At 63.0% G+C, this 24,016-nt stretch carries 17 protein-coding genes and 1 other annotated feature; of the genes, 7 read left to right on the top strand and 10 right to left on the bottom strand.

The genetic code is table 11. From position 1 onward, the window contains the following. Nucleotides 1-123 precede the first annotated feature (123 nt). The 9 genes from KW824_RS11240 to hisG all read right to left on the bottom strand — a co-directional run bounded on the left by KW824_RS11240 (nt 124) and on the right by hisG (nt 13,318). Nucleotides 124-4,092 (bottom strand): PAS domain S-box protein, encoded by a 3,969-nt coding sequence (locus KW824_RS11240; RefSeq protein WP_218409819.1) that lies wholly within the window; start codon nt 4,090-4,092, stop codon nt 124-126. Continuing rightward, nucleotides 4,089-6,239 carry a PAS domain S-box protein gene (locus KW824_RS11235; protein WP_218409818.1) on the bottom strand — a complete coding sequence of 717 codons (2,151 nt, stop codon included), beginning with the start codon at nt 6,237-6,239 and terminating at the stop codon, nt 4,089-4,091. The genes KW824_RS11240 and KW824_RS11235 overlap by 4 nt, the downstream gene beginning before the upstream one ends. Next, a complete protein-coding gene (locus KW824_RS11230) occupies nt 6,232-7,341 on the bottom strand; it encodes a two-component system response regulator (RefSeq protein WP_218409817.1) in 1,110 nt (369 codons plus the stop codon). The genes KW824_RS11235 and KW824_RS11230 overlap by 8 nt, the downstream gene beginning before the upstream one ends. Before the next feature lie 151 nt (nt 7,342-7,492). Next, nucleotides 7,493-8,227 (bottom strand): 1-(5-phosphoribosyl)-5-[(5-phosphoribosylamino)methylideneamino]imidazole-4-carboxamide isomerase, encoded by a 735-nt coding sequence (gene hisA / locus KW824_RS11225; protein WP_218409816.1) that lies wholly within the window; start codon nt 8,225-8,227, stop codon nt 7,493-7,495. A 5-nt stretch (nt 8,228-8,232) separates the two neighbouring features. Beyond that, nucleotides 8,233-8,856: an imidazole glycerol phosphate synthase subunit HisH gene (gene hisH, locus KW824_RS11220; protein WP_218409815.1), complete on the bottom strand. Its 624-nt coding sequence runs from the start codon at nt 8,854-8,856 to the stop codon at nt 8,233-8,235. Then, complete coding sequence (gene hisB / locus KW824_RS11215) at nt 8,856-9,989, bottom strand: bifunctional histidinol-phosphatase/imidazoleglycerol-phosphate dehydratase HisB (RefSeq protein WP_218409814.1); 1,134 nt, start codon at nt 9,987-9,989, stop codon at nt 8,856-8,858. The genes hisH and hisB overlap by 1 nt, the downstream gene beginning before the upstream one ends. Nucleotides 9,990-10,001: 12 nt before the next feature. After that, the gene (gene hisC / locus KW824_RS11210; protein WP_218409813.1) at nt 10,002-11,102 is read right to left on the bottom strand and encodes a histidinol-phosphate transaminase; all 1,101 of its coding nucleotides are present in this window, start codon (nt 11,100-11,102) and stop codon (nt 10,002-10,004) included. Next, nucleotides 11,099-12,409, bottom strand: a complete 1,311-nt coding sequence (gene hisD, locus KW824_RS11205; RefSeq protein ID WP_218409812.1) for a histidinol dehydrogenase — start codon at nt 12,407-12,409, stop codon at nt 11,099-11,101. The genes hisC and hisD overlap by 4 nt, the downstream gene beginning before the upstream one ends. Before the next feature lie 12 nt (nt 12,410-12,421). Further along, nucleotides 12,422-13,318: an ATP phosphoribosyltransferase gene (hisG, locus tag KW824_RS11200; RefSeq protein WP_005324991.1), complete on the bottom strand. Its 897-nt coding sequence runs from the start codon at nt 13,316-13,318 to the stop codon at nt 12,422-12,424. Between the two features lie 28 nt (nt 13,319-13,346). Continuing rightward, nucleotides 13,347-13,473, bottom strand: a sequence feature (His leader region). Nucleotides 13,474-13,658: 185 nt separating this feature from the next. On the opposite strand from hisG, the gene KW824_RS11195 reads away from it, so the two are divergent. The 7 genes from KW824_RS11195 to rnd all read left to right on the top strand — a co-directional run bounded on the left by KW824_RS11195 (nt 13,659) and on the right by rnd (nt 21,318). Further along, the gene (locus tag KW824_RS11195; protein WP_218409811.1) at nt 13,659-13,904 is read left to right on the top strand and encodes a hypothetical protein; all 246 of its coding nucleotides are present in this window, start codon (nt 13,659-13,661) and stop codon (nt 13,902-13,904) included. 66 nt (nt 13,905-13,970) lie between these two features. Next, on the top strand, nt 13,971-15,881 hold the full coding sequence (locus KW824_RS11190; RefSeq protein ID WP_218409810.1) for an ATP-dependent DNA helicase: 1,911 nt from the start codon (nt 13,971-13,973) through the stop codon (nt 15,879-15,881). A gap of 221 nt (nt 15,882-16,102) precedes the next feature. Beyond that, nucleotides 16,103-16,804: a tRNA (adenosine(37)-N6)-threonylcarbamoyltransferase complex dimerization subunit type 1 TsaB gene (gene tsaB, locus KW824_RS11185; RefSeq protein WP_218409809.1), complete on the top strand. Its 702-nt coding sequence runs from the start codon at nt 16,103-16,105 to the stop codon at nt 16,802-16,804. Between the two features lie 67 nt (nt 16,805-16,871). Next, nucleotides 16,872-17,390, top strand: a complete 519-nt coding sequence (locus KW824_RS11180) for a Slp family lipoprotein (protein WP_218409808.1) — start codon at nt 16,872-16,874, stop codon at nt 17,388-17,390. Further along, nucleotides 17,390-18,232 carry an alpha/beta fold hydrolase gene (locus tag KW824_RS11175; RefSeq protein ID WP_218409807.1) on the top strand — a complete coding sequence of 281 codons (843 nt, stop codon included), beginning with the start codon at nt 17,390-17,392 and terminating at the stop codon, nt 18,230-18,232. The genes KW824_RS11180 and KW824_RS11175 overlap by 1 nt, the downstream gene beginning before the upstream one ends. Before the next feature lie 196 nt (nt 18,233-18,428). Further along, nucleotides 18,429-20,105 carry a long-chain-fatty-acid--CoA ligase FadD gene (gene fadD / locus KW824_RS11170; protein WP_371316619.1) on the top strand — a complete coding sequence of 559 codons (1,677 nt, stop codon included), beginning with the start codon at nt 18,429-18,431 and terminating at the stop codon, nt 20,103-20,105. Between the two features lie 100 nt (nt 20,106-20,205). Beyond that, a complete protein-coding gene (rnd, locus tag KW824_RS11165; protein WP_218409805.1) occupies nt 20,206-21,318 on the top strand; it encodes a ribonuclease D in 1,113 nt (370 codons plus the stop codon). Between the two features lie 83 nt (nt 21,319-21,401). Here rnd and KW824_RS11160 read toward each other — a convergent pair. Further along, a partial coding sequence (locus tag KW824_RS11160; RefSeq protein WP_218409804.1) for a cadherin domain-containing protein occupies nt 21,402-24,016 on the bottom strand: 2,615 nt, incomplete at its 5' end.

The following is a 24,016-nucleotide window of genomic DNA, read 5'->3' as shown; positions in this document are numbered from 1 at the left end:
CAGGATCAGGCGGCGAACGGAAAAGCGGTTGGCATGCTTTCACTGCAGGATCCTGAGCGGGAAACGGCGCGCTCATCGGGCGGCACGGCCCCGGGGGAACCAACACTATATGCATGACTTTATTCAGTGATTCAACCCTTTGTCTCCCTTCACCGGGCCCGGGGGCAGCGAAGGACCATCAGTGATGGAGGGTACGGCCTTAGTTTGGGGCTCATCTGCTCCCTCACATTGGCGAAGGGTGAGCAGGGCGCCGTCGAAGTCAAATGTCTTCAACTGCCTGGCCAGGGTTTCGCTGCGTGGCCCGAGCATGAGCCGCAAGGGGGCGGCATACTGCTCGAACAGCGGGATCACGGCGGTATCGCTTTGCACCAGCAATGCCTCCATCTGGTGGCGCAGCGCCCGTTGCCACTGGCTGCCAAGGGGGATGAGCTCCGCCGCGTGGGCGGGCACCTCCTCTCCCAACCGGTCGTGCAGGGCAGTCAAGGCCCCGTCAATGGCCGCCATCAGGGCGGTCGGCTCAGGGTCATCCCCCGCGAGTGTCTGCTCCAGCTGCAGGCATTGCTGCGCGAGATCCACCATCCCAAGGGTGCTCGCGACCCCGCGCAGGGTGTGAACCAGCCGGGTAGCGCTCGTTTTATCCCCCGTTTGCAGGTGGTGGCCGAGCAGGGTCATGTCCTGGCCATGCTCGCTGGCGAAGTAGCGCAGCAGCGCGATGTATTTGTCCTGATTGCCCTGCAGTGCCGTCAGCCCTTGCTGCAGGTCCAGCCCGTGGAAGCCCTGCAGGTGGGCGAGGGGGCCTGCCTGCATGTCGTGGGACAGCGGCTGATGCTCGGGCTCCACCATCCCGTTGCTCGGCAGCCAGCGCTGCAGCGCCTCAAACAACTTGGCAGGGGTGACGGGTTTGGTGATGAAATCGTTCATGCCGGCAGATTCACATGCCTTTCGGTCTTCCTCAAAGGCACTCGCCGTCAGGGCGAGGATGGGAAGCAACTCCCGGCCGGGCAGGGTGCGGATGGCGCGCGTGGCGTCGTAGCCATCCATCACCGGCATCTGTATGTCCATCAGGATGAGATCGAAGGCGTGCTGGCGGACGCGCTCCAGCGCCTCCTGGCCATTGACGGCGGTCTCGATGACGAGGCCGCTGTTGCAAAGCAGCTCCAGCACCACTTCGCGGCTGATGGCGTTGTCTTCCACCAGCAGTACCCGGGCGTGGTGAGGGAAGTAGGTCTGCGTCACGCTCTGCACGAGCGGGCTCGGCTGCAGCACTTCCCCCTGACCTGCCGAGAGCGCGGCGGTAAACCAGAAACAGCTCCCCTTGCCAAGGGTGCTGCTGACGCCAGCCTCCCCCCCCATCAGGGCGGCGAGCCGGCTGGTGATGGCGAGCCCGAGACCGGTGCCGCCGTATTTGCGGGTGGTGGAGACATCGGCCTGCTCGAACGCCTGGAACAGCTTCTCGCGCTGCTCCGGACTGATGCCGATACCGGTGTCTTCCACCTCGAAGCGCAGCAGGTAACCGCTGGCGAGTGGACGCGCCACCCGCACCCGCAGGGTGACCGCCCCCTGTTCGGTGAACTTGATGGCATTGGCTGCATAGTTGAGCAGTGCCTGGCGCAGGCGGGTAATGTCGCCATGGACCCAGGTGGGCGAGTCTCCCATATCGACCATGATGGTGAGCCCCTTGGCGCGGGCCTGCTCGCTCACCAGGGCACTGACGTTGTCCAGCATGGCGGTGAGGGAGAAGTCGCCCTGCTCGAGCGCCATCTTTCCCGCATCGATCTTGGAGAGATCCAGGATGTCATTGATGATGGTAAGCAGGTGCTGGGCGGCGTGATCGATCTTCTCCAGCCGCTCGTGCTGGGTGCTGTCCGGGGTGTCGCGTTTGAGCAGGTAGGTCAGCCCCAGGATGGCGTTCATGGGGGTGCGGATCTCGTGACTCATGTTGGCCAGGAAGGCGCTCTTGGCACGGTTGGCGCTCTCGGCTCTCTGATGGGCCTGGGCCAGTTGCAGGGTGCGCTCATCGACCATCTCCTCCAGGTGGTAGCGATACTGATCGAGTTCCTCGCCAAGCTGTTTCTTCTCGGTGATGTCGGCTTGTACCGCCACATAGTGGGTCACGATCCCGCTCTCCTGGCGGATGGGGGAGACAGTGGCCAGCACCTGATAGTGGGAGCCGTCTTTTCGCCGGTTGATGAACTCTCCATGCCAGCGTTGACCCTGATTAATCGCATCCCGCAGGGCGATATAGGTCGCCCTGGGGGTGAGGCCGGAGCGCAGCAGGGCGGGGGTCTGGCCGATGACCTCGTCCTGCCGGTAGCCACTGATGGCCAGAAAGGCCGCGTTGACATACTCGATGCGCGCCTGGGTATCCGTGATGAAGACACCATCCGGGCTCTGCTCCAAGGCCAGGGATAGTTGGCGCAACTGCTGCTCGGCCTGCTTGCGCTCGGTGATGTCAAGATGGATGCCGAGCAGGCGCAGCGGACGCTGGCGGTCATCCCGATAGACACTGCCCTTGCTCACCAGCCAGCGCATGTCACCGTCTGGCAGCAGGATCCGGAATTCTATCTCGAAGGGTTTGTCGCTGGCCGACAGCTCGGCCAGCAAGGGGTCGACACGGGGCCTGTCGTCCGGGTGCAGGCAAGCCTGCCAGGCGTGAAACGTCCCGAGTTGCTCGGCGGTGCGGCCATAGAGGCGGGCGCATTCCGGGGAGAAAAAGAGGCGATCACTGACCATGTCCCACTCCCAGATCCCGACGTGAGCCCCCTCCTGAGCCATCAGCAACCGTTGCTCGCTCTCGCGCAGGGCGCTGCTGATGGACTCGGCTCGGACCCTGGCACTGATGGCATCGTCCATCAGGTTCAGTGCCGCCAGGCGGGCGCGGCGCTGGGTATCGAGGGCCGTCTGCTGATTGTGCAGCAACTGCTGCTCGGTCAGCTTGCGCTCCGTGATGTCCTGCACAGTGCCATACAGCTCGACGACATGGCCGTCACCGTCCCGCAAGGCCGCACCACGGGCGATGACCCAGACGGCGTTCCCCTGCTCGTTGATGACGCCGGCATCACACTCATAGGGCAACCCATCGCGCAGGCAGCGCTCGACGGCCTGGGCTATGGTGTGCCAACCCTCCTGGGTGAAGTACTTTTTCACCTCGGGATAGACGGCAGGGGGGAGGGCGGGATCACGGCCATAGATGCGGTAGATCTCCGGTGACCAGAAGTGGTTGCCGTCGCTGACACGCCAGCGCCAGTTGCCGATCTTGGCCAGCCGCTGGGATTCCCGCAGGATCCCCTCGTTGCGACGCAGGGCCTCCTCCGTCTCCTTGTTCTGCTGATTGTCCTCGATGATGGAGATGAAGTAGTCGGGCTCCCCCTCGCTATCCCTCACCAGGGCCACCGTCAGTGTCGTCCAGATGGCCTCGCCCCCCTTGTGCAGATAGCGCTTCTCCAGGGTGTAGTGGGGCAGCTCGCCCGCCAGCATCCGGTCGACGTAGTGCTGATCGATGAAGAGATCGTCCGGGTGGGTGATCTGCTGGAAGCTCATGCCCATGAGCTCACCGGCGCGATAGCCCAGCATGTCGCATAGCCGCCGATTGACCCGCAGCCAACCACCATCGGGGGCGACCAGGGCGATGCCGACCGCCGCCTGCTCGAAGGTGGCCTGGAAGCGGTTCTCGCTCTGTTGCAGGCGGGACTGGGTGTTCATCAGCTCCTGCCAGCGCTGGATCTCCCGGGCGCGGGAGCTGTGGATGGCGGCGCTGAGGAGGCTGACGAGCACGCCGTTGGCCACCAAGAGCCCCCACTGCACCAGATCCTGGCCGGTCGCCACGGTCAGCTCATGGATCGGGGGCAGCAGGAAGTAGGTGGTGACCAGGGCGCTGATCAGGGTGCAGAGCAGGCCTGGCAGCAAGCCCCCCAGCAGGGCGCAGAGGATGATGGGCAGCATGAAGAGCACCAGCAACGGCCGCTCGCCAAAGGCGATGGGCAGCTGGACCCGGATCTGCAACATCAGGACGGGCAGCAGCAGGGCCAGCAGGCAGACGCCCCAGCGCTGGGTGGCTGGGCGGACGTGCCACAGTTGCGGTCGGTGCATCATGGGTGCTCCTCCGGCGGCATGGGGGCCTGGGGGTAGGGCGGCGGTAGCCCGAGCTGGTGTGAGAGCGCATTGATCTGGTGCTTGAGGGTCAGCATGGCGAGCTCCCTGTCCACCATCACCTTGTTGAAACGCTCCAGCTCCTCGTTTTGCTGGCGCAGCTCCATGGCCTGGCGGGTCAGGGCCTGCTCGACCTGCTCCCGCTCGGTGACATCGAGCAAGAGCCCGAGCACGGCGGGCTGGCCGCGATAGTCGACGCGCCGCCCGTACAGCTCCACCTCCAGGGGCTGGCTGTCGTGGTGCAGGGCGCTGAAGCGGGCATGGATGTCGCCACCCTCCTGCTCGCATTGCTGTACCAGCTCGGCTACCCGGTCGCTGTCCTTCGGGCTTGCCAGGGCGTGCAGGGGACCGACGCCGAGCAGTGCGCCGGGGGAGTCATAGCCAAACAGGTGGGCAAAACAGGGGTTGATGTAGCAGAGTTTGCCCTGCTGGATGATGTAGATGCCGGCGAGGGATTGCTCCACCAGGGCGCGAAACAGCCCCTCCCGCTCCCGCAGGTCTGCCTCGGCACGCTTGAAGCCCGTGATGTCGCGGGAGATGCCGAAGATGCCGATCACCTGACCCTCGTTGTCCTGCAGCGGACCCTTGGTGGCGAGGAACACCCGATCGCCACCGGGCAGGGTCAGGTACTCCTCCTCGGTTTGCACCCGGTTGTTCTCGATCACCCGGCGGCCTGCCTCCATCAGCATCCGGGCCTGATCGGGGGGGAAGATGGCCATGTCATCCTGGCCCAGCATCTCGGCGGCCGGTTTGCCCACGAACTGGCTGGCGGCGCGGTTGAACAGGATGTATTTGCCCTCCCTGTCCTTGGCGAAGATGGCATCTTCCGAGCTGTCGGCGATGGCGGAGAGCAGTTGCAACGCCTGCAGCCGCTGTGCCTGGGAGTGGCGCACCTGCTCAGCCATCAACAGCCGGGTGTGCTGGCGCAGCAAGATGATGCCGGCGTTGGTGACGAAGAGCACCAGCAAGGTGATGAGACCGATCCAGATGCTCTCCTTGAAGCTGGCCTGGTTGAGCTCGGCCTTGTCTATCTTGGTCAGCAGGTACCAATCCGTGTCCGCAACCGGATAGACGACGCCAAAGGCCGCGATGTCGCGATAATCCATGCCGGACAGCACCCTTGACCTTCGCTGCCCGCCGTCCAGCCGCAGATACTGGGCTGCCAGCAGGGTGTCGTGATGAAGTGGAAGGTGCAGGCGCAGGGCCGAGTCGGGGCGATAGCGCGGGTCGTTCAGATACTGCACCTGATCTGCGCGCTGGCGAAATAGCATGGCTTCCCCGCTGCTGTCGGGGATGGGCCAGGGTGTGAGGATCTGGTTTATCCAGTGGCTGCCGCTTATCTGCAGCACCATGACGGGGGCCGCCCCGGCCGCCCTGGTCAGGGGGGCCAGGAAGTCGAGCCTGGGTTGACCTCGCTCATCCAGATAGGGGCCGACCCTGAGCACCTTGCCCGGCTCCACCCGGGTCAGGGCATCGCGCAGGGTGGCGTTCATGATGCCGGCCCCCGGGGTCTGCCACAGGGCCTGGCCGGTCCGGTCGAAGAGGGCCGCGCCATCGAATCCCCGCACCGAGATGAACTCGATCAGCCGCTGGGTCTGTTCATCGGACGGCCTGCCCCTCTGCCCGGAGAGAGAGAGGGCACCATAACTCGGGTTGTCGAGGATCTGACGAAGATCCTGTTCCCGGTTGCCCAGCCACTCGGTGATGCGCCTGCTCTTGAGATCGGCGATGGTCTCGAGGCGTGCCACCTCCTTGTCCCGGGTCAGGCCGATGTTCTGGGCGATGGCCATGGCGGTCAGGGCCAGAATGAGACCGTTTAGCAGCAGGATGGGCAGCCACTGACGCCCGGAGAGGCGGGGGCTGGCGGTGGTCTGATTGATGCGACGGCGCAGCATGGCATAGAGCATGAGCGCGGTAATGAGGATAAACAGCCACCCCTTGATGGTGCTGGCCAGGGCGAACTGTGCCGGGGTGTGGAAGAGCCACTCCACCGCCTTGTCCGAGAGCAGGATCCACAGGCTCGCCACCGCGGCATAGGTGAGCACCACGTTGAGCACCTGGGCCCGGGTCAGGGGAGGCTGCTCAGCCATGGATTGCCTCGGCGACATCCTGGTAACGTTTGGCGATGAGGACGAACTGCTCGAAATGGCTGTCGAAGGCCGCCACCACGTCCGGGTCAAAGTGTTGACCGCTGCCGGAGAGGATCAGGGCGCGGGCCTCGTCATAGGACATGGCCGGTTTGTAGACCCGGGCGCTGATGAGGGCGTCAAACACATCCGCCAGCGCCATCAACCTGGCCGAGAGGGGAATGGCATCGCCGCAGAGGCCGTCCGGGTAGCCGCTGCCGTCCCACTTCTCGTGGTGCCAGTGGGCTATCTCCTTGGCCAGGGTGAGGAAGGCCAATGGCTGCTCCATATCCCGCTCGGCCTCCTCGATGGCGTCGCTGCCGAGCTTGGCGTGGGTGCGCATGATCTGCCACTCCTCCGGGATCAGCTTGCCCGGTTTGAGCAGGATATGATCGGGAATGCCGACCTTGCCGATGTCGTGCAAGGGGGCGGAGCGGCTCAGCAGATCGATGTAACCCGGCGACAGGGTCCCGGCAAAGCGGGGGTGACCGGCAAGGGCGCTCGCCAGCAACCGCACGTAGCCCTGGGTGCGCAGGATGTGATTGCCGGTCTCGGGATCGCGGATCTCCGCCAGATGGGCCAGCGCCCGGATGGAGACCTGCTGGATCAGATCGTTTTCGGCCATCCGGCGAGCGACCTCGGCCTCCAGGGCCGCATTCTGATCGTGCAGACCATCCCGGGCCTGTTTGGCCTCCAGCTGGGTGCGTACCCGTGCCTGGACGATGACGGGCTTGATGGGCTTGGTGATGTAGTCGGCGGCCCCGAGGGAGAGGCCCTGCTCTTCGCTCTGGGGATCGGCGAGGGCGGTGAGCAGTACCACTGGGATGCGGTGGGTGTCGGGGTTGGTGCGAAGCTGCTTGAGGACCTCGTAGCCGTCCATGCCGGGCATCATCACATCCAGCAGAATGAGATCGGGTTTCGTCTTGCCACTGGCGATGCGCAGGCACTTCTCCCCGCTCTGGGCGGCGAGCACCCGATAACTGGGGGAGAGCAACTCGGTCAGCACCATCAGGTTCTCGGGAGAGTCATCGACGATGAGGATGGTGGCACAGTGAGATGTGAACATAAGCCTTCCGTGACGTTATCTCGATGAGACCGAGTATAGAGTCAATTGCTTCCAGATTATAAGGACTTGCCGCTGGCTCCCGGCAGAAGAGGTGCCTGTTCCGATTCTGATGGCCGGACAGGCTCCCCTGGATCACCCGGTGACCCGGTGATCACTCATTCCAGCAGGTGATGGCCTCACTCACCGAAAATTTGCCCTCGAGGAGCGCGCGGCCAAGGATGACCCCCTTGACGCCGGTGTCCTTGAGCGCCTCTATGTCCGCCAGACCGCCGATGCCGCCTGAGGCCTGGAAGGCCACGCTCGGGTAGCGGGCGCAGAGATCCCGGTAGAGCTCGACGTTGCTGCCCGAGAGCGTTCCGTCGCGGCTGATGTCGGTGCAGAGCACATGCCTGAGCCCGGCGGGGAGGAAGCGCTCGATCAGCGCCTCGATAGTCACCCCGCTGTTCTCCTGCCAGCCGGCCACCGCGATCTGGCGCTTGCCCTGGGCATCGATATTGACGTCCAGCGCCAGCACGATTCGCTCGGGGCCATATTTTTCCATCCAGCTCGTCACCAGTTCAGGGGACTTGACCGCGGTGGAGCCGACCACCACCCGATTGGCACCAGCGGCAAGAAGGTCCGCCACGTCCTGCTCGCTGCGCACGCCGCCACCCACCTGCACCGGCGCCCTGGTGGTCGCCAGCAGCGCCGTGATGAGGGCAAGCTGTCGCGCTTTTGCATCCTTGGCGCCGTCCAGATCCACCAGGTGCAGTTGCTCCGCCCCCTGGGCGACATAGTCGTCGAAGCGGGCCTGGGGGCTGCTGCTGTATGCGGTCTTCTGGCCGTAGTCCCCTTGATAGAGGCGGACTACCTGACCATTGATGAGGTCGATTGCGGGAATGATCATCCTTGTTACAGCTCCAGAAAGTTTTGCAGTAAACGGGCACCGGCCGAGCCGGATCGCTCCGGGTGGAATTGGGCGCCAAAGAAGTTGTCACGGCCGACGATGGCGGTGAAGGGCTGGCAATAGTCGCAGGTGGCCAGGGTCGCTTCGGTCACCTCCAGGGCGTAGGAGTGAACGAAGTAGAAGTAGCTGCCGCTTGGGATCCCCTTGAGCAAGGGATGGGTCTCATCGTGCTCAATCTGGTTCCAGCCCATGTGGGGCAGGCGCAGATTGCCCACTTCCATCAGTCGGATCCTGCCAGGGACTATGCCGAGGCAGTCGATGAGCTGGCCTGAGTCGCCATCGGCGCTCATGTTCTCCTCGGAGGCCTGTGCCAGCATCTGCATGCCGAGGCAAAAGCCCAGCAGCGGCTGTTTGGCGGCGCGGATCAGGGGCACCAGGTTACGTTCATTGAGATTCTTCATGGCGGCCACCGCAGTGCCCACCCCGGGCAGGATCAGCTTGTCCGCCTGCTCGATGTCGGCGGCCTGGCAGGAGACCTGCGGCTGCACGCCGAGGCGCTCGAACGCCATGCGCACCGAAGCCAGGTTCGCACAGCCCGTGTCGATGATGACCAGCTTCTGGTTCGCCATCACAGCACCCCCTTGCTGGAGGGGAGCTCGCTCCCTTCCACCCGGATGGCCTGGCGCAGGGCGCGGCCAAAGCCCTTGAACAGCGCCTCCACCTGGTGGTGGGTGTTGCCGCTGCTCACCTTCATCTGCAGGGTGATGGCCATGGCGTCCGACAGGGAGCGGAAGAAGTGGGGCACCATCTCGGTGGCCATCTCACCCACGCTGTCGCGACCAAAGCCGCTCGGGCAGTCGAACACGAAGTAGGGGCGACCGCTCAAGTCCAGCGCGGTGGCCACGTCCAGTTCGGTCAGGGAGGGAGCCTGTTCGCCCTCGCGGGGACGACCATCGATCACCGCCTGCACCTCGTCCATCGCCAGCACGAAGCCGAAGCGGCCGATCCCGCGCTTGTTGCCAAGGGCCTGGCGCAGGGCCTGACCGAGAGCCAGCCCCACGTCTTCCACCGTGTGGTGATCGTCGATGTGCAGATCGCCGCTGACTTTCAGCTTGAGGCGAAAGCCCGCGTGAGTGGCTATCTGATCCAGCATGTGATCGAAGAAGCCGATGCCGGTGGCGATCTGGTTGCCGCCGCTCTTGTCCAAGTCCACCGCCACCTGGATGCGGGTCTCCTTGGTGTAGCGCTCCACCTCGGCGGTGCGCCCCTTGGCGAGCAGCTGATCACGGATGGCGAGCCAATCGTGATCCTGCGGGTGGTAGCGGATGCCGCGGATGCCCATGTTCTCGGCAAGCTGCAGATCGGTCTGTCTGTCGCCAATGACGAAGGAGTTGGCAAAGTCGATGCGACCGGACGCGAGGTACTCCTTCACCAGTCCGAGGTGGGGCTTGCGGCAGCTGCAACCGTCGGTGGGGAAGTGGGGGCAGATCAGCACCTGTTCCCAGCTCACCCCTTGGGATTCAAAGAGGTGCATCATCAGATCCTGAGGGGGCTGGAAGTTCTCCAGCGGCAGGCTGGCGGTGCCCAGCCCATCCTGATTGGTCACCATCACCAGCACGTACCCGGCGGCCTGCAACTCGCGCAGCACCGGGATCACCATGGGTTCGAAGCGCAGCTTGGCGAGGCTGTCCACCTGCTTGTCGGTCACCGGCTCTTCTATCAGAGTGCCGTCACGGTCGATAAACAAAAACGGGGTCTTCATCTGGCTACTTCCTTATATGCTGGCGGCAGTCTGGTTGCTGGCTGAGGGGGCGTTGAGTGACAGATCTCGCAGCACTTTGATCACGGCATCCATCTCCCCCTGATAGCCGATGGTGATGCGGATGCTGTTGTCCAGGCCCGGCTTGGTGGAGAAGTCCCGCAGTATGATGCCGGCGGCCTTCATGGCGGCAAAGACGCTGGCACCGTCATTGAAACGCACCAGCACGAAGTTGCCCTTGTCCTCGAACACCTCTTTCACGCAGGCAAGCCGGAGCAGCTCGGCCTTGATGAGGGCCTTCTGCTTGTTGAGTTCCTGCACCCGCTCCTGCATCAGCGTCAGCCCCATGGGGGAGAGCGCCTGGGCCGCAATCTGGGCGATGGGCTCGGGGATGGGGTAGGGGGCGATTACCTTGGCCAGCATGGCGATGACCTCCGGATCCCCCAGGGTGAAGCCACAGCGGATCCCCGCCAGGGCAAAGGCCTTGGAGAGGGTGCGGGTCACCACCAGATTGGGGTATTGGGCCAGCAGATCCACCACTGAGCTTTCCGGGCAGAATTCGATGTAGGCCTCGTCCACCACCACGATGGCGCGTTCCCGGGCCTTCTCCATCAGGGCGATAAGCCCCTTGCGGCCCACCAGATCCCCGGTGGGGTTGTTGGGGGAGCAGAGGAACACCAGTTTCACGTCGGAGAGGCGATCCGCGATGGCGGGCCAGTCCGGTTGACGGCTGGCGGTGAGCGGCAGCTCGACGATGCCGACGCCACAGGTCTCGGCGCTGATGGCGTACATGCCGTAGGTGGGGGGGCAGATGAGGATCTGATCTTCACCGGCGTCGCAGAAGGTGCGGATCAGCAGCTCGATGGCCTCGTCGGCGCCACGACTCACCAGCACCTGATCCGGATTAACCCCGGCGTAGGCGGCATAACTGTTGACTACCTCGGCAGGTTGGCACTCGGGGTAGCGGTTGAGGCGACTGCCCTCGATGGTGAAGGGGTAGGCCAGTGGGGCCTCGTTGGCGTTGAGCCAGACATGACCCTGACCGCCGATGCGGCGGGCGGATTGATAGGGGGTGAGGGCCCGCACCACGCGGCGAGCCAGATTGGCGATGCTCATGACAAATCCTTTTGCTGCTGGTTTGAAAGTGCGTTCAATCTCAGGGTCACGGCATTCTTGTGGGCATCGAGCCCCTCCGCATCGGCGATGCGCTGGACGATGGGGCCAAGGCCCTGGATCCCCTCGATGCTCAGCTCCTGCACAGTGTAGCGGCGCTGATAATCAGCGAGCCCCAGGCTTGAACAGGTGCGGGCATAGCCGTAGGTGGGCAGGGTGTGATTGGTGCCGCTGGCGTAGTCGCCGACCGATTCCGGCGTCCATGCCCCGAGGAAGATGGAGCCGGCGTTCTCGAGTTTATCCAGCAGATCGCGGGGGGCGCGGGTCTGCACGATCAGGTGCTCCGGCGCATAGGCATTGGAGATGGCGCAGGCCTCGTCCAGATTGTCGCAGAGGATCACCAGACTGCTGCCGAGCGCCTGTGCGGCTATGTCGCGGCGGCTGAGCTGGGCCAGCTGGCTCTTGATCTCGCCGGCAATGGCGTCTGCCAGGAGCGGCGAGGTGGTGACCAGCACCACCTGGCTGTCGGGGCCGTGCTCGGCCTGGGATAGCAGATCTGCGGCCACGAAGGCGGGGTTCGCGCCATCGTCGGCAATCACCAGCACCTCGGAGGGGCCGGCCGGCATGTCGATGGCGGCGCCGCGCCAGTCGCGAGAGACCTGGCCCTTGGCTTCGGTCACGTAGGCGTTGCCCGGGCCGAAGATCTTGTCCACCTTGGGAATGCTCTCTGTGCCATAAGCCATGGCGGCGATGGCCTGGGCACCGCCGATGGCGAACACCTTCTCAACGCCGCAGGCGCGGGCGGCAAACAGGATCTCGTCGCTGGCGGGGGACGGGGTGCAGAGCACCACCTCACGGCAACCGGCTAGGCCTGCCGGAATGGCCAGCATCATCACGGTGGAGGGGAGCGGCGCGCTGCCCCCCGGCACATAGAGGCCGACCCGGCTGATGGCCTGGGTGCGCAGCTCGCACACCACACCGGGCTGGGTTTCGACACGCACCACTGGCTGCACCTGGGCGGCGTGGAAGGTACGAATGTTGGCAATCGCCGCCTCGATGGCACCCTTGATGCCGTCATCCAGGCGCGCACAGGCGGCCTCGATCTCAACTTCACTGACGCGCAACTGCTCACGGGGGGCGCGCTCGAAGCGCAGGCTCAGCTCGCGCAGCGCATCGTCACCCCGGCTGCGCACAGCTGCGATGATCTCCTTGACCACGGCGCCGATATCCGCCTCGTCATTGAGGGCGGGCCGGGTCAGCACATCGGCCTGCTGGGCGGGGGAGAGGGTCTTCCAGATCAGGGTCTGCATGATATCCCTTCCTTATTCCATCATTTTTTCGATGGGCAGCACCAGAATGGAGCTGGCGCCGAGGGCCTTGAGCTGCTCCATGGTCTCCCAGAACAGGGTCTCGCTGGAGACGACATGCAGGGCCACCTGGTTAGTGTCACCGGCCAGTTGCATGATGGTGGGGCGCTCGGCACCCGGCAGCAGATCGGTGATGGCATCGAGCTTGTCCTTGGGGGCGTGCAGCATGATGTACTTGCTCTCGCGGGCCTGCTGCATCCCCTGGATGCGGGGCAGCAGCTTGTCGATGAGCTTCTGCTTGGCCTCATTCAAGGGGTTGGGGGCCTGTACCAGCACAGCCTTGGAGCGGTAGATTACCTCCACCTCTTTGAGGCCGTTGGCCTCCAGGGTCGCGCCGGTAGAGACCAGATCGCAGATGGCGTCGGCCAGTCCCGCGCGGGGGGCCACTTCCACCGAGCCACCCAGCATCACGCTCTTGAAGCCGAGCCCCTTCTCGTCGAAGAAGCGCTTGAGCAGCCCGGGGTAGGAGGTGGCGATACGCTTGCCTGCCAGACTATCCGGCCCTGTGTAGGTGACGTCTTCCGGCACCGCCAGGGAGAGGCGGCAGCCACCGAAGTCGAGCTGCTTGAGGGTTTTGACCTCGAAGGGGAGTCCCTGTGAGGCGCGAATAAGCTGTACCTCTTCCAGCACGTTCTCGCCGATGATGCCAAGGTCGACCACCCCTTCCATCACCAGCCCCGGGATATCGTCATCACGCACCCGCAGTATGTCGATGGGCATGTTTTCCACGTGGGCGATGAGGCGCTGTTCCCGCAGGTTGATCTTGAGGCCGCAGCTCTTGAACAGGGCCTGGGAGTCCTGGCTCAGGCGACCGGATTTTTGCATGGCGATGCGCAGACGTTGTGTTTCCATTGCTCGATTTCCTTCTAGTCAAAAACGAAAAAACCCTCGGAAGTATGTGCTTCCGAGGGTTCATGAATCTTGCGGTCCTTTTGGAAGTCACCAGTTAAAAGTGTCTTCCAGCAGTCAACCTCCTGAAAGACTAGTCGGGATGATGATGGTGATGATGAGTCTTCAGCAGGGTGAACTTCATGTAATCAATCCTTTACAAATAAGATGTCGTAGTTGACGCCTGATTTAAACTACCTGCCTTGACGGAAAATGCAACCTGAAATTGTGTTTTGCCCGATTAAAGTGGGGAAAACGGTTTTCTGGTCGATAACTAATCAAGATAACCTGAGGAGTGATCACCATGCCCAGCCAGGATCTGTTATTTCCCATCTTGCCGCGCGCACCGTCGACCCCGAGCCCCGACGACATCAAGCGGGAGGTGACCCAAATCAGCCATAAACATCAGTTGCGCAAGATTGGCACCGACAATGGTGGCGGCGCCCAGCAGCACCAGCAGGGGTACCCTCCGGCCAAGCGTGATCAGCCAAAGGTGCAGGATGATGATCACAAGCCGGATCCGGACCATCAGATCGATCTCTTCGTCTGAACGCATTATCAGTCCCGCTTTCGTCGCGCTTTTGGCATAATGGCCGCTTTTGCGCGGGACGCTCCTTTGACCATCCAGACCCTGTTCAAGCCAGATGGCCCTCTGGCCAGCCACATCGACGGCTTCAAGGCCCGTGCGCCGCAACTGGAGATGGCCGAAGCGGTGGCGCGCGCTATCAAGAGTGGCGGCCGCCTGCTGGTGGAGGCGGGCACCGGCACCGGCAAGACTTACGCTTACTTGGTGCCGGCGTTGGAATCCGGCAAGCGGGTGGTGATAAGCACCGGCTCCAAGAACCTGCAGGAGCAGCTCTTTTACCGGGATCTCCCCACCATCACAGGGGCGCTCTCCTACACCCCGCCAGTGGCCCTGCTCAAGGGGCGCAGCAACTATCTCTGCATCGAGCGCATGAACCGCCTCCTGAGCGAATCCCACCTGCAAAAGCCCGAGATCCTCAGCGATCTGGTCAAGGTGAAGTCCTGGTCCACGGCCACCGATAACGGTGATGTGGGTGACATTCCGGGGCTGCAGGAGAACGCCGAGATCCTCGCCCACGTCACCAGCACCAATGACAATTGCCTCGGTCGCGACTGCCCCTATTATGACGACTGCCATCTGGTGGTGGCCCGCCGCCGTGCCATGGATGCCCAGGTGGTGGTGATCAATCATCATCTCTTCTTCGCCGATATGGCGGTGAAAGACACGGGATTTGGCGAACTGGTGCCCGAATCGCAGGTCTATGTGTTCGACGAGGCGCACCAGTTGCCGGAGATCGCCACCAACTATTTTGGCAAGTCGGTGGGCAGCCGCACCATCCTGGATCTGGCGCAGGACATCCAGCTCGCCTACAGGGCCGAGGCCCATGACATGGGGCAGCTTGGCAAGGCGGCGGACAGGCTCTCCATCGCGAGCCAGGACTTGCGCCTCGCCTTCGGGATAGACGGGGGGCGTGGCAATACCCGCGATATCCTGCGCCAGCCGCTCTGGGGCCAGGCCCTGGCTCGTCTCAACGACGCCATCGGGCTCTGCTACGAGGTGCTGAAACTGGCGCTCGGGCGTGGCGAGCAGCTGGATCACGCCTTCGAGCGAGTCTGCGAGCTGCGCACCCGCCTTGGGGAGGTGCTGGCGGTCAATCAGACCGGTTTCTCCTACTGGTATGATTGCTCGCGGCTGCACTTCTCCCTCAATCTCACCCCCTTGTCGGTGGCCGAGCGATTTGGCGCCGAGGTGCAAAAGCCCGAGGTGGCCTGGATCTTTACCTCCGCCACCCTGACGGTGGACAACCGTTTCGATCACTTCAAGGCGGAGCTGGGGCTAGCTGGTAGCGCCGAGCTTATTCTCGACAGCCCCTTTGATTACGCTGAGCAGGCGCGGCTCTGTGTGCCGCGCTTCCTGCCAGAGCCCAATGCCTTCGGGCGGGGGGAACAGCTGGCCAATCTGATGATCCCCCTTATCAACAAGACGCCGGGGGGCTGCTTCTTCCTCTGCACCAGCCATCAGGTGATGCGGCAGGTGGCCGAGGTGCTGCGCCGGGAAATCGGCCGCACCGTGCTCTTGCAGGGGGAGGACAACAAGCAGCGGCTGCTCAAGACCTTCGTGGAGAACGGGCGCGCCGTGCTGGTGGCGACCAGCAGTTTCTGGGAGGGGATCGACGTGCGAGGGGCGGCATTGTCCTGTGTTATCATCGACAAGCTGCCGTTTGCGAGCCCGGACGATCCGCTGCTCAAGGCGCGGGTGGATGATTGCAAGCTCAAGGGGGGAGATCCCTTCGCCGAGCTGCAGCTGCCCAAGGCGGTGATTGCCTTGAAACAGGGGGTGGGGCGGCTCATTCGTGATCGCAGTGATCACGGCGTGCTGGTCATCTGTGATCCGCGTATGGTCAACAAGCCCTATGGCGCCACCTTCATCAAGAGTCTGCCCGTCATCCCTCGCACCCGGGAGTTAGGGTCGCTGGGGAGTTTCTTTGACCGCGGCGAGTAACTGGGCAGGTTATTTACCAGAACGTGGGAGCTGGCTACCCTGGGGCATTTTTTCGCGCGGGGCGCTTGTGCCTGACAGGCCGCATACCAGGCGCCCTCTGCATTCGCCCTGAGATGCTGGCGGGTGGCTAACGATTGACGGATTTGCCATGTAAAGAAAACGGGTGAGCACTGCTCGCTTGCACGTTATGTAATTGACTGATTTTATAGAGATTGTAACCCATGACAGAGTTGAAGATCCTGGCCGTTGATACCGCCACCGAAGCCTGCTCCGCCGCCCTGCTGGTGGGCGACAAGCTGTTCTCCCGTTGGGAAGAGGCGCCGCGGGATCACACCCGAAAAATCCTGCCCATGGTTCAGGCTGTGTTAGACGAGGCCGGTCTATCGTTGGCTGAGCTCGACGCCATCGCCTTCGGGCGTGGACCCGGCTCCTTTACCGGCGTGCGCATCGGGATCAGCGTGGCCCAGGGGCTCGCCTTTGGCGCCGGCGTACCGCTCATCGGCATCTCGACCCTGGCTGCCATGGCCCAGGGGGCTTATCGTCTGGAGGGGGCAACCCGGGTGCTGACCGCCATCGATGCGCGGATGAACGAGGTCTATTTTGGCCACTACGAGCTGCTTGACGGCCGCATGCAGCTGGTGGGAGAGGAAGTGGTGAGCGATCCCGCCGCGCTGATTGACGCGCGCGGCAAGCTGGCGGGAAGCCTGAGCTGTGTCGGGACCGGCTTTGAAACCTATGGCGAGACGCTCAATGCGCTGGCCGACGAACTGGCGGTGAGCCAGGTGCGTTTCCCGGCGGCGGTCGACATGCTGCCCCTGGCACGCAGCGCCTGGTTGGCGGGGGAGGCGGTGGCGGTGGAGCAGGCAACCCCCGTCTATTTGCGCGACAAGGTGACCTGGAAAAAACTGCCGGGTCGCGAGTGACATCCAACGGCGAGCCGTGACTCGACGCCAGTGAGTGAAGGCGGGCGGCGCGGACAAGGAGAGGCAAATGATGAAACGCGTGATCATGCTGGGCCTGACGGGGCTGCTGCTCGGCGGCTGCAGCACTGTGCCCAAGGAGCTGGCCTATGAGCCGGAAAGCCAGCTGGTGGCCTATCAACCTGCCCTGCAGGGGATGGAGGGCAAGCCTGCGCGCTGGAGCGGTGTCATCTCGGCGGTGCACAACGAGCAGGATCAGAGCGTCATCGAAGTGGTCTACCTGCCGCTCAAAGCCAACGGTGTACCGACCCAGACGGAACAGAGCCCGGGGCGTTTTCTGGCCGTCATGAAGGGGTTTGTGGATCCGACGCTCTATGCCAAGGGACGCAGCCTGACGGTGCTCGGCACCCTGGACAAGCCGGTGGACAGCCAGATAGGCGATCACAAGTATCGCTTCTCCGTGCTCAAGGTCACCGCCAGCAAGCTGTGGCCGCCGGTGAAGGAGGTGGAGATCCGCTACATGGACCCCTACTTCTACGACCCCTTCTATGATCCCTTCTGGCCAAGACGCCACTACTCCCGCTGGTGATGATGAAAGAGCGCTTCCTCACCCTGGCCGATGGCCGGCGCATTGCCCTGCTGGATAACGGCCGGCAGGGCAAGCCCCTGGTCATTGCCCTGCACGGCTGGCTCGACAACGGCGCCAGTTTCCTGCCCCTTGCCCCCCATCTCGATGAGTGCCACCTCGTCTGCGTCGATCTGCCGGGGCACGGTCATTCGGATCACAAGGCGACCCCCTATGTCTTCGTCGACTGGCTCGACGATCTGCACCAGATTGCCCAGGCTGCGGGCTGGCAGCGTTTCATCCTGCTCGGCCATTCTCTGGGGGCCCTGATCGCCAGCGCCTATGCCGGGGTCTTTCCCGAGCAGATAGTGCGGCTCATCCTGCTGGAGGGGCTAGGGCCGCTGAGCCAACCCGATGAGGAGGTGCCTGCCCAGTTGCGGCGGGCCATTCTCAATCGCAGCCGCACTCGCGAGCGAGCGTCCGGTGGGTTTGCCTCCCTCGACGAGGCGGTGGCGGCCCGCTGCAAGGTGGCGGAGATCTCCCCGGCGGCGGCGCGCCTCATCTGCGAGCGCCAGCTGGAGGTGCGGGAAGGGCGCTGGCACTGGCGCAGCGATCCACGTCTGCGGGATCTCTCGCCCATGCGCATGAGCGAAGGCCAGGCCCAGGCGCTGATCCGGGCCATCGCCTGCCCTGTGCTCTTCATTCGTGGCGAGCAGGGGTTCCAGGGTCTGCTGGCGCAGTGGCAGCTGCGGAGGCCGGCCTTTGGCCAGATTGAAATGGTACAGGTGGCGGGAAATCATCACTTCCATATGGAAAATTCGGCCAAAACCGCCGTTTATATCGAAAACTTCTGTCAGATCCGGTAGGATCGCCGGCTTTCAATCATGTCAGGTTTGCTTTCTCCCTCACACTTCTCGTTGTTAATTTGCTGTTAATCGATGTTGCCTTATGTAACTATGTGCGGCATTAGAGCTGTAGCTTAAAACAACTGATTGAAATGGATGTGACAGGGACGGAGGCAACACAGTGAGCGCACAGGTGCTAGTTATGCAGGAGAAGTTCGTGGAAAGAGTCTGGCTGAAGCGTTATCCAGAAGGGGTGCCCGCCGAGATCAATCCAGACCAATACGGCTCCCTGGTCGAGATGTTTGAAGAGTCGGTGACCCAGTTCGCCGACCAGCCCGCTTTCGTCAACATGGGGCAGACCATTACCTATCGCCGGCTGGAAGAGCAGTCCCGTGCCTTTGCCGCCTACCTGCAAAACGAGCTCAAGCTCGGCAAGGGCGACAGGGTGGCGGTGATGATGCCAAACCTGCTGCAATACCCCATCGCCGTGTTTGGCATACTGCGGGCCGGCATGACGGTGGTCAACGTCAACCCCCTCTACACCCCGCGCGAGCTGGAGCACCAGCTCAAAGACTCCGGCGCCAAGGCCATCGTCATCGTCTCCAACTTCGCCCATACCCTGGAGAAGGTGGTCTACAACACCCCGGTCAAGCACGTGATCCTGACCCGCATGGGGGACAACCTCGGCCTGGCCAAGGGCACGCTCGTCAACTTCGTGGTCAAGTACGTCAAGAAGCTGGTGCCCAAATACAACCTCCCGCACGCCAGCACTATGCGCCAGGCCCTGGCCAAGGGGCGCTACCTGCAGTACATCAAGCCGGAGATCAGTAACCAGGACATCGCCTTCCTGCAATATACAGGGGGCACCACGGGTCTCTCCAAGGGGGCCATGCTGACGCACCGCAACATGATTGCGAACGTGGAACAGTGCCTCGGCGTCTACGGTCCCGTGCTGGAGCGAGGCAAGGAGTTCGTGGTCACGGCGCTGCCGCTCTATCACGTCTTCGCCCTGACGGTGAACTGCCTGCTGTTCATGCGCCTGGGTGGCTACAACCTGCTCATCAGCAACCCCCGCGACATCCCGGGCTTTGTCAAAGAGATCAAGAAGTACCCCTTCACCTGCATCACAGGGGTCAACACCCTGTTCAATGCCCTGGTCAACAATGGCGAGTTCCAGGGCATGGACTTTTCCAAGCTCAAGCTCACCATAGGCGGCGGCATGGCGGTGCAGCGAGCGGTGGCCGAGCAGTGGAAGACGCTGACCCGGACCCCGCTGCTGGAAGGCTATGGCCTGACCGAATGTTCACCCCTGGTGAGCGTCTGCCCCTACGATCTGGTGGATTACAACGGCTCCATCGGTCTGCCGGTCTGCTCCACCGAGATCCGGCTGGTGGATGACAAGGGGTTGGTTATCACCGAGCTGGGCGCCCCCGGCGAGATGCAGGTGCGTGGCCCCCAGGTGATGACGGGCTACTGGCAGCGTCCTGAGGCGACCGCCGAGGTGATGCAGGATGGCTGGCTCTGTACCGGTGACATCGCGGTGTGCGACCAGCAGGGCTTCTTCAAGATCGTCGATCGCAAGAAGGACATGATCCTGGTCTCCGGCTTCAACGTCTATCCGAACGAGATTGAAGACGTGGTGGCGCTCCATCCCAAGGTGCTGGAAGTGGCTGCCGTCGGCGTGCCTAACCCGGTTTCCGGCGAGCTGGTGAAAATCTTCGTGGTCAAGAAAGATGCAAAGCTGGCGGAGGACGAGATAATTGCCCACTGCCGCAAACATCTGACTGCCTATAAGGTGCCGAAACTGGTAGAATTTCGCGACGAACTTCCCAAGACCAATGTGGGCAAGATCCTGCGGCGCGTGCTGCGCGACGAGGAGATTGCCAAGCAGTAACCGGCATGCACTGCTCTGCAGTCAAGCGCTGTCGTTATGCAAAACCGTGGGTCATGCCACGGTTTTTTCTTTCTGGGTCCCGACCAACGTGCAGGCAAAGATGCAATATCAACTCATTTCACAGCAAGCCGAACTGGAGCAGTATCTCGCTTCCCTGGCCGACGTTCCCCTGGCCATAGATACCGAATTCGTTCGCACCCGTACCTACTATCCCCAGCTCGGTCTGTTCCAGATCTATGACGGCGAACGCCTCGCCCTGCTGGATCCGCTGACTCTGGATCTCTCCGGCCTGTGGCAGCGGCTCGGCCGGGCAGGGCAGATCGCCATACTGCACGCCTCCGGTGAAGATCTGGAGCTCATCCAGCATCAGGCGGGCCACCTGCCCAACCAGATGCACGACACCCAGCTCGCGACGGCCTTCCTGGGGTACGGCGTCTCGGTGGGCTTCGGCGCCCTGGTCAACGAGTTCCTCGGGGTGGAACTGGAAAAGGATCAGGCCCGCACCGACTGGCTGGCCCGCCCCCTGACCGCGCGCCAGCTCGAATACGCGGCGGCGGATGTCTTCTACCTGATGCCCCTCTACGAGAAGGTGATGGCCAGGCTGCATGAAAGCGGCAAGTTTGCCTGGTTCGAGCAGGAGTGCCAGAACCACTCCGCCCGCAAGACCCAGGGCAGCGATCCCCGTCAGGCCTACCTCGAGATCATCAACGCCTGGCAACTGGGTCGGCGCGAGCTGGCCATCCTGCGCGAGCTCGCCGCCTGGCGTCAGCAAGAGGCGGTGCGCCGGGATCTGGCCCTGAACTTCGTGGTCAAGGAGCTGCACCTGTTCAAGGTGGCGGAGCGCCGACCCACTTCATTGCGGGATCTCAACGAGCTGGGGCTGGCCCCCATCGAGATCAAGATCCACGGCAAGCGGATGCTGGACATCGTCGCCTCCGCCCAGCAGAGCGATCCGGACAGCTGGCCAGAGCCCATTCGCCGGCTGGTGGACTTCCCCCAGTATAAGGCCGAGCTCAAGCGCATCAAGGCCATGGTGGAAGAGAAGGCCAAGGCCAGCAACATCCCCCCTGAGCTGGTCGCGAGCAAGAAAATCATCCACCAGTACTTCACCTGGAGCTGGCGGATGAGCGCCGAGGAGCGGGCACGCGCCGACAAGCCCATGCTGCTGCAAGGCTGGCGTCATGAGCTGGTGGGCCACCTGCTGGCGCAGTAGCGGGCCTCTGATGCCCCAATGACGAAAGCCCTGGCTGTGTGAGCGGCCAGGGCTTTTGCGTATTCGGATGGCGTGAGCCGGGGTTATCCGTGAGTCAGCAGGTTGCCTTGCTGCTGCAGCTCGTCGAGATGCAGGCCTGTGGTGCCCTGCAGCAGAACCAGATCCTGGAAGCCGGCATCCCCCGTTGCACCATCCCTATCCACGCTGAGGATGGTGCTGCCATTTTCTTCCCGCACCGCCAGATAGTCCGACAGGTCGCCGCCCGTCGTATCCTGGAACAGATCTCGCAGATCCAATACGTCTCCCCCCTGTATCAGGTTGGCACCATTGAAGTCGGTTATGGTATCCACCCCCCCTTCGCGGCCGAAGACGAAGGTATCGCTTCCTTCCCCGCCGACTAAAACATCATGGCCAACCAGCCCGTTCAGGGTGTCGTTGCCATCGCTGCCCACCAGGCCGTCATCGCTCTCTGTCCCCGTCAGTATTTGATCAGCCAGTATCGCGTGGTAGCTGATCGTGGTGCTCGCATCCTCTCCTTGTGTCATCTGGAAACCGGCTGTCGTATAGGTGCCCTGCAACTGGATTTCGCTACGGTGGGTACCATCGTCGATGGTCAGCACACCGCCGCTCGCGGTGGCGTTGCTGACATAGCTGATGGTTGCGTTGCCAACGTCGGCCAGCTCGAACTTATCTCCTGCGTTGAAGCCAGAGACAGTGCCGGTGAAGTCGGCGGCATGTGCCAGCCTTAGGATCCCATCCCCCTCGAGGGCAAAAGCGGTGTCCATGTTCGACGCAGCAGCGTAAGCCAGCGTAGCCATGCCGCTGATCAAGGCGCTGCCGGTACCGCTGACAGCCGCGTTCAAGGTCACATTGCCGCCATTGGCCCACAGCAGGCCGCTGTTGTCGAGCCCACTGTCGATGATCAGACCACCGGCCCCGATCGCTGCCAGCATGCCGGAGTTGATGATGGCCTCATCGCCTGTGTCGATCACCAGGGCATGACTGCCATCGGCGATGATGCTGCCTGCGTTGTTCAATATCAGCTGCCCGGCGCCGAGTTGGCCTGCACCGCGGATGCTGTTGTCGATGTTGAACAGCACTGTATCGGCGCTGCCACCGAACAGAGCATTGTGGTCGCTGTCGGAGAGCACCAACTGCCCGCCGCCACTCAGGCTGGCTCCGCGGAACAGGATCTCCAGGCTGGCGCCGCTGTCGTGGCCACCAAGGGCAATCATCCCTTCGTTGATGAGACTGCCACCAAACGGCATGATGGCCCCGTCATCTATGGTGAGGGTACCGCCGTTGCGGGTCACCGGATCGACGTTGAACTCGAAGTTCGCCTCGCCGAGCAACGCCCCATCGACCCCCTTGATCGTGATGCTCTGGCCCTCGCCAATGCTGATCACCGCATTGCCATCGGCGTCATTGCCTATTTGCACGTTTGCCATGCTGGTGACGCCGGCAAAGCCGATCAGATCCAGCCTGTCGGTGGTCACGTCGAAGTTGTAGACGACGTTGTTGCCGATGGGTTGGGCGAACACGAACTGATCCGCACCGGATGAGCCGGTCAGGTTGTCGTCTTGCGACAGGGCGAAGATGGGGGAGCCTGGGGCATAGGCCTCGACGTTGTCGGCGATATAGGCGCTGCCCATGCTGCCGTCGACGTTGGTCCAGCTCATGTTGACAGCCAGGACTGCGGCCCCGACAAAGTCAGCCGGGGTGGTGACAGTGAGGCCGCTCGGATCCTCGGTCATTAGGCTCCAGGTACCGTCGCCATTGTCGTTGCCGCCGTTTATGGTCCAACCCGAGGGAACGCCGGATATCTTCATCGAGATCAGGCCAATAAGCCCCTCGGGGGCTTCCAGGGCCAGGTGGATCGGTTCACCGGCAATACCAGCGGGTGCAAGAGATGCAATCTGTGGTGTGCCGAAGGAAGTTGATGTGGCGACATTGCCATTGCTATCGATCACATTGTTACCCGCATTCAGGTTTAGCCCTAGAGTGTTACCTCGGTCGCCATTGGCTGGCTGTCGACCATCGTAGGCAACAGTCACCGTCCAGGTCGAGCCGGAGCCTGAGACGCCCGTGATACTGGGGAAGGGCGAAACGCTGGTAGCACTGCCGAACAGGGTGAAGTCTTCGGCGCTGACCCCGTTGACCTGTTCGGAGAAGGTGACGGTGAAGGTCGCGGTGCCGGAGTTGCCGCTACGTGAACTGATGCCCGTGATGGAGAGTACGGTCGGAGCGACCTCGTCGAGGTTGTTGACCGCGAGGGTGACGGCCTGCTCGGTGGCCGGGTTGACGCCATCGCTGGCCAGGACGCTGAAGCTGTAACTGGACTGGGTCTCGTGATCGGGGTTGCCGAGCAAGGTGACCGCACCGGTGATGGCGTTGATGGTGAACTTGTTGGCATCGGTACCGGCGAGGCTGAAAGTCACGCCTGCGCTGATGTCGGCACTGTCGTCGGCGGTGGCGGTGTAGACGACCTGACCGGCGCCGCTGTTTTCATTGATAGCGACGGCAGTGCCACCGGAGGTGATGGTCGGTGCGATCTCGTCGAGGTTGTTGACCGCGATGGTGAAGGTCTGCGCCTGGCTGGAGCCATCGGCACTGGTGGCGGTGACCTCGATATTCACGCTGGCACCGAGGGCTTCACGGTCGATGGCGGCGGCGACGGTGACCACACCGGTGGCGGGAT

This window comes from Aeromonas sp. sif0611 (assembly GCF_019218845.1).
GTDB classification, from domain to species: Bacteria; Pseudomonadota; Gammaproteobacteria; order Enterobacterales; family Aeromonadaceae; genus Aeromonas; species Aeromonas media.
The sequence above is the reverse complement of the archived record's forward strand: the minus strand, read 5'-3'. Positions and strand labels throughout refer to the sequence as shown.

Coding starts and splice junctions, on each gene's coding strand:
- KW824_RS11240 (WP_218409819.1), bottom strand. CDS start 4,092: ATGATGCACCGACCGCAACTGTGGCACGTCCGCCCAGCCACCCAGCGC.
- KW824_RS11235 (WP_218409818.1), bottom strand. CDS start 6,239: ATGGCTGAGCAGCCTCCCCTGACCCGGGCCCAGGTGCTCAACGTGGTG.
- KW824_RS11230 (WP_218409817.1), bottom strand. CDS start 7,341: ATGTTCACATCTCACTGTGCCACCATCCTCATCGTCGATGACTCTCCC.
- hisA (WP_218409816.1), bottom strand. CDS start 8,227: ATGATCATTCCCGCAATCGACCTCATCAATGGTCAGGTAGTCCGCCTC.
- hisH (WP_218409815.1), bottom strand. CDS start 8,856: ATGGCGAACCAGAAGCTGGTCATCATCGACACGGGCTGTGCGAACCTG.
- hisB (WP_218409814.1), bottom strand. CDS start 9,989: ATGAAGACCCCGTTTTTGTTTATCGACCGTGACGGCACTCTGATAGAA.
- hisC (WP_218409813.1), bottom strand. CDS start 11,102: ATGAGCATCGCCAATCTGGCTCGCCGCGTGGTGCGGGCCCTCACCCCC.
- hisD (WP_218409812.1), bottom strand. CDS start 12,409: ATGCAGACCCTGATCTGGAAGACCCTCTCCCCCGCCCAGCAGGCCGAT.
- hisG (WP_005324991.1), bottom strand. CDS start 13,318: ATGGAAACACAACGTCTGCGCATCGCCATGCAAAAATCCGGTCGCCTG.
- KW824_RS11195 (WP_218409811.1), top strand. CDS start 13,659: ATGCCCAGCCAGGATCTGTTATTTCCCATCTTGCCGCGCGCACCGTCG.
- tsaB (WP_218409809.1), top strand. CDS start 16,103: ATGACAGAGTTGAAGATCCTGGCCGTTGATACCGCCACCGAAGCCTGC.
- KW824_RS11180 (WP_218409808.1), top strand. CDS start 16,872: ATGATGAAACGCGTGATCATGCTGGGCCTGACGGGGCTGCTGCTCGGC.
- KW824_RS11175 (WP_218409807.1), top strand. CDS start 17,390: ATGATGAAAGAGCGCTTCCTCACCCTGGCCGATGGCCGGCGCATTGCC.
- rnd (WP_218409805.1), top strand. CDS start 20,206: ATGCAATATCAACTCATTTCACAGCAAGCCGAACTGGAGCAGTATCTC.